Here is a 4,579-nt window from a genome sequence, read left to right on the forward strand (position 1 = left end):
CACGCCCCAGCTTCCCCCATAAAGCCACCACCCCCACAGTCTACACCCGTCCGCATGCCCGTACCCGCCCCAGCCCGCAACGCCTCCCTCGACGCCCTCCGCGTCCTGAGCCTCCTCGGCATCATCTCGCTGCACGTCGCCGGCGGCGGCTTCCACGACCAGAAACCCCTCGGCTTCGTCGTCGATGAATTGAGCCGCTTCGCCGTCCCGGTGTTCTTCATCCTCTCGGCCTATTTCTGGAAGCCCGAGGAACTGGCCGCGCCCCTGCGCCTCATCCGCCGCGTCGCCTGGCGCGTCCTCGTCCCCTTCATCGCCTGGACCGCCATCACCGTCGCCTGGCGGTACCTCGAACAGCCGCAAAAACCGCTCGATCTCTCGCTGCCCACCCTCGCCAACCTCGCCTGGACCGGCGGCCCGGCTTTCCACCTGTGGTTCCTCCCGGCCCTGGTCGTCGCCACGGCGCTGGTCGCGACCTCCGGAAAATTTCTAGGCTGGACCGTCACCCTGGTGATCGCCGCCTTCCTGTTCGTCCTCGGCACCACCTTTGGGGCCTATTCGAGGATGCTGAGCGGGCAGAGCTTTCCATTCTGGCTCGATCGCAACGGGGTGTTCTTCGGCCCGATCTTCCTCGTCGCCGGCGTGCTGCTGCGGCGCCACGGCGACCTGCTGGCCCGCGTTCCCATTCTCGCCATCGTCGCCACCTTGGCCGTCTTCGCGGCCCTGCAGCTGGCAGAGGGCTACTTCATCGTCGGCCGCTACCCGATGGGCCACGACTACTCCCTCGCCACCCTCGGCTACGCCCTGGCCGTCACCGCACTGTTCATGCGCCTCCACCTGGCCGGCCCCTGGTGGTCAACCCTCGGCCGTGCCACCTTCAGCGCCTATCTCGTCCACCTGCTGGTCCTGAAGCTCTTGGTCGACACCCTGCACATCGGCGACAACTCGCCTTTGGCGATTGGCATGACCTTCGCGGCATCGTTGGCCCTCGGCCTCGCCTGGCAGTGGGCACGCGCGGCAATGTGGCCGAGGATCAAGCCCCGCGCCGCCGTAGACCCGTCAGGTTCGAGCTGACCGAAGCTGCAGACAGCTGGACGTGGCGGCGATAACCTAAGGTAGTGGCTCGGTGTGTCGCTTGAGCCAGTCCTCCAGGACCTGCTTGCGGAACGTTCCCGCTTCCAGGTGGCTGTAGATGAAGTCGATCCATTCCTGTTCCGTGCCGGTCGGCAGCGCGCCGTTCATTTGGAGGAACAGTATCGTGCCTTCGAAGGCAACCCGCTTGTTGCCGTCTACGAAGCCGTGGTTCATCGCGAGGCTTTCCCAGAGCGCCGCCGCTTCCTCGATGACATCTGAGTAGTACCCGGTCTGCGGTCGGAGTAGGGCCGACCAGATCAGCCCCTCGTCGCGCACGCCGGCAGCTCCACCGTAGAGGCGGAGCTGCTCGTCGTGTATCCAGGTAACGTCGTCGAGGGTGAGGTAAACCCGCTCAACCATGGCTACTTGGCCAGGGCTTCGTAGACCTTGCCCCAGCGCTTGACGCTCTCGCCATGCAGCTTGACGACCAGCGGATTGACCCGCGGTGCATTGCTGTCGGCCATCAGGCGCTGAAACTGTTCGGGAGAAATGACATAGGCCGCGATGCGCCCATTCTTCTGGATAGCCACCGGCTCGGTCCGAACCATCTCCAGCAACTCGCCGAACTTGTTCTTGGCATCCGTCGCGCTCATTTCGGCCATAGTACTCTCCTAGCTGTTATGGCTAAGATAGCCAATCTTCCCATCGTCCACAATAGCTAAAACAGCCAAAACAAAAAGGCCCGGGTCACCCCCGGGCCTCTCCAATTTGCATCTGCCGTCCAGCTACTCCGCCGCCTCGCGGCTGATCACCGTGACGCCGTCCTGCTCGGTCTCGACGAGGCCCGAACCATCGGTCCTGATGAACCGCTTCGAGCTGTCGATGCCGGCCGGGATCTCGACCGTCTGGCCTTCCGGCGTCACCGCGACGGTCTTCTTCCGCCCGAAGAGCGCCCGGAACGGCCAGGCTACCACCCCGAAGATCGCCCCGAAGATCGAGCCGAACAGGCTGCCGACCCAACCGTTCTTGATCACGCTCGGCGCGGTGATCATCACCGGCACCATCACCAGCGTCAGCGCCGTCGAGACGAACAGCCCCGACACCAGCGCCGCCGAAAGGTGCGTGAACCACGAACCGGCGAGACCGCCCGACACGATCTCGCGGCGGATGAAGTCGAACTCGACGTTCAGCGCCATCGGGATCACGCCCAGCGCCGTCACCGTCGCGGTGAGCAGCACCGGCCGCACGCGCTGGCTGGCGGTAATCAGCATCGCCTTCACCGGCTCCACCCCGTCACCACGGTTGTAGTGGTTGTAGGTGTCGATCAGCACGATGCCGTTCTTCACCACGATGCCCGCCAGCGCAACGATGCCGAGGCCCGTCATGATCGCCGAGAAGCTCATCCCGGTGACCACCATGCCCAGCATCACGCCCGCCAGCGACATCAGCACCGTCGAGAGCGTCACCAGCACCTGGTAGAAGCTGTTGTACTCGAGCAGCAGCACCAGGAAGATCAGGAACAGCGCAGCGCCCAGTGCCTTGACGATGAACGCGTTGGTGTCGCCGATCTGCTCGTCCGCACCACCGAACTTCACCACCGCCGTCGACGGGAAGTCCTGCGTCCCGACCCACTCCTTGAGCTGGGCGATCTTCGCGTCCGCCGCGACCCCCGGAGTGAGGTTCGCCGCCACGCCCATGACGTAGAGCCCGTTCTTGCGGCTGATATTGGCGACCTTGGGCACCGCCTCGCGCTTGATGAAGTTCGAGACCGGCACCAGGCCCTGGGCCGTCACGATCCTCAGCGAGTCGAGGCTGTCGAAGCTCCGCTCGCCGAGCGGCAGGCGGACCCGGATGTCGAGTTCGTCGTCCACGTCGTCCGGCCGGTACGAGCCGAGCTTCACGCCCGACGTCACCAACTGCACGTAGGGCGAGAGCTCGCGCACGCCGATGCCGTACTTGGCAGCGGCCACGCGGTCGATCGTCACTTCCCAGTCGATGCCCGGCGAAGGACGGCCGTCTTCGACGTCGATGGTATCGCCAAGGTCGTTCTCCACGTAGTTGCGGAGCTTGCCCACCACCGGCGCGAGGTCGGCATAGTTGGTGCTCTCGACCGTGAGGTTGATCGCCTTGCCGGCCGGCGGACCGTTCTCCTGCGCCGCAATCTGAACTTCGAGGCCAGAGATGTTCTTCACCCGGTCACGGATGTTCTGGAAGATCTGCTCGGCCTTTACGCGCTCGTTCCACGGCTGCAGCTGCAGGTTGAATTGCCCGATCGTGTCCGGCGGTCCGCTGCTCGCGAAGGCGCTGCCGCCACCCGCGAAGGTCATGATCGAGTCCTGCACGCCCTGCACCTGCAGGATCTGCGTCTCCACCTCGGCCAGCATGTCGCGGATCTCCACAGGCGAGTAGTTGCCGCGGGCGACCACGTTGACCGTGCCGAACTCGGGCTCGGAGGCCGGGAAGGCCTCCATGCCGGTCGGGTGCGAGATATAGGCGTAGAACATCAGGCCCACGATCGTGAAGCCGACGAGCAGCGTGATGATCGGATGCCGGATCAGGTGCTGGAGCGTCCGCACATAGATGCCCGTCGCGCCCTTCACCTTCCTGGTGTCGAACTTGTCGGGGTACATCACGACGTCCGCGGCTTCCTTGGCCTTGGGGTCGACATGGCTCGAGGCGATGATCGCGCCGATCACCGGCATGAACACCAGCGCCGACAGGAGCGAGGCGCACATAACCACGATCACGATGATCGGCAGGTAGCTCATGAACTTGCCGATGATGCCCGGCCAGAACAGCAGCGGAATGAAGGCGCCCAGCGTCGTGAAGGTGGCCGAAACCACCGGCACGAACATCTTGCGCGCCGCGAGGATGAACGCCTCCTTTTTGGAGACGCCCTCCTGCAGCTTTCGTTCTGCGTACTCCACCACCACGATTGGATCGTCGACAAGCACACCCACCGCCAGCACCAGCCCGAACATGATCATCATGTTGATGGTCATGCCGAGCAGTTGCACCACGAGAAACGCGATCATGAACGAGATCGGGATCGAGGTGCCGATCATCAGGGCTGGGCGGACGCCGAGCGTGGCGACACACGTCACCATCACCAGCGCCACGGCGGTAAGCACCGCAGCCTCCAGCGAGCGGAACAGGTTCTTGGTCGAATCCGCCTGGTCGACGAGGAAGCTGTGCTGGATGCCTGCCGGCCAGTCCTTGACGAAGTCGGTCGTCACCTTGCGCACCTGGTCGGACACGTCGATGACGTTGGTCCCCAGCTCCTTGATCACGCCGAGCGTGATCGCCGGCTGGCCGTTGACGTGCGCGTACTCGGTCGCATCCTCGAACGTGCGGGTGATCGTCGCGACGTCGCCGAAGGTGACGACATTGTCGCCATCCGCCTTGATCGGCAGCGAATAGACGTCCTGCGCGTTGGTGATGAGGCCCGGCACCTCGACGTTGAACGAGCCGTGGCCGGTGTCGAGCGTGCCGCCCGGAACCACCATGT

Annotated in this window: 4 protein-coding genes; 1 reads left to right on the top strand and 3 read right to left on the bottom strand. The window is 64.6% G+C overall.

Going from position 1 to position 4,579, the window contains the following annotated elements; genetic code table 11:
- Window positions 1–54: 54 nt before the first annotated feature.
- Window positions 55–1,071: an acyltransferase gene (locus JWQ89_RS13070; protein ID WP_299641693.1), complete on the top strand. Its 1,017-nt coding sequence runs from the start codon at window positions 55–57 to the stop codon at window positions 1,069–1,071.
- Between the two features lie 36 nt (window positions 1,072–1,107).
- On the opposite strand, the gene JWQ89_RS13075 is transcribed toward JWQ89_RS13070, so the two are convergent.
- The 3 genes from JWQ89_RS13075 to JWQ89_RS13085 all read right to left on the bottom strand — a co-directional run.
- On the bottom strand, window positions 1,108–1,491 hold the full coding sequence (locus JWQ89_RS13075) for a type II toxin-antitoxin system death-on-curing family toxin (protein ID WP_299641694.1): 384 nt from the start codon (window positions 1,489–1,491) through the stop codon (window positions 1,108–1,110).
- Between the two features lie 2 nt (window positions 1,492–1,493).
- The gene (locus JWQ89_RS13080) at window positions 1,494–1,733 is read right to left on the bottom strand and encodes a type II toxin-antitoxin system prevent-host-death family antitoxin (RefSeq protein ID WP_299641696.1); all 240 of its coding nucleotides are present in this window, start codon (window positions 1,731–1,733) and stop codon (window positions 1,494–1,496) included.
- Between the two features lie 123 nt (window positions 1,734–1,856).
- A partial coding sequence (locus tag JWQ89_RS13085; RefSeq protein WP_299641698.1) for an efflux RND transporter permease subunit occupies window positions 1,857–4,579 on the bottom strand: 2,723 nt, incomplete at its 5' end.

Origin of the sequence: Devosia sp. (genome assembly GCF_028290645.1) — a bacterium.
In the GTDB taxonomy this organism is placed as follows: domain Bacteria; phylum Pseudomonadota; class Alphaproteobacteria; order Rhizobiales; family Devosiaceae; genus Devosia_A.

Bases quoted from the DNA above. Each gene is read 5' to 3' on its own strand.
- JWQ89_RS13070 (WP_299641693.1), top strand. From the start codon at position 55: ATGCCCGTACCCGCCCCAGCCCGCAACGCCTCCCTCGACGCCCTCCGC.
- JWQ89_RS13075 (WP_299641694.1), bottom strand. From the start codon at position 1,491: ATGGTTGAGCGGGTTTACCTCACCCTCGACGACGTTACCTGGATACAC.
- JWQ89_RS13080 (WP_299641696.1), bottom strand. From the start codon at position 1,733: ATGGCCGAAATGAGCGCGACGGATGCCAAGAACAAGTTCGGCGAGTTG.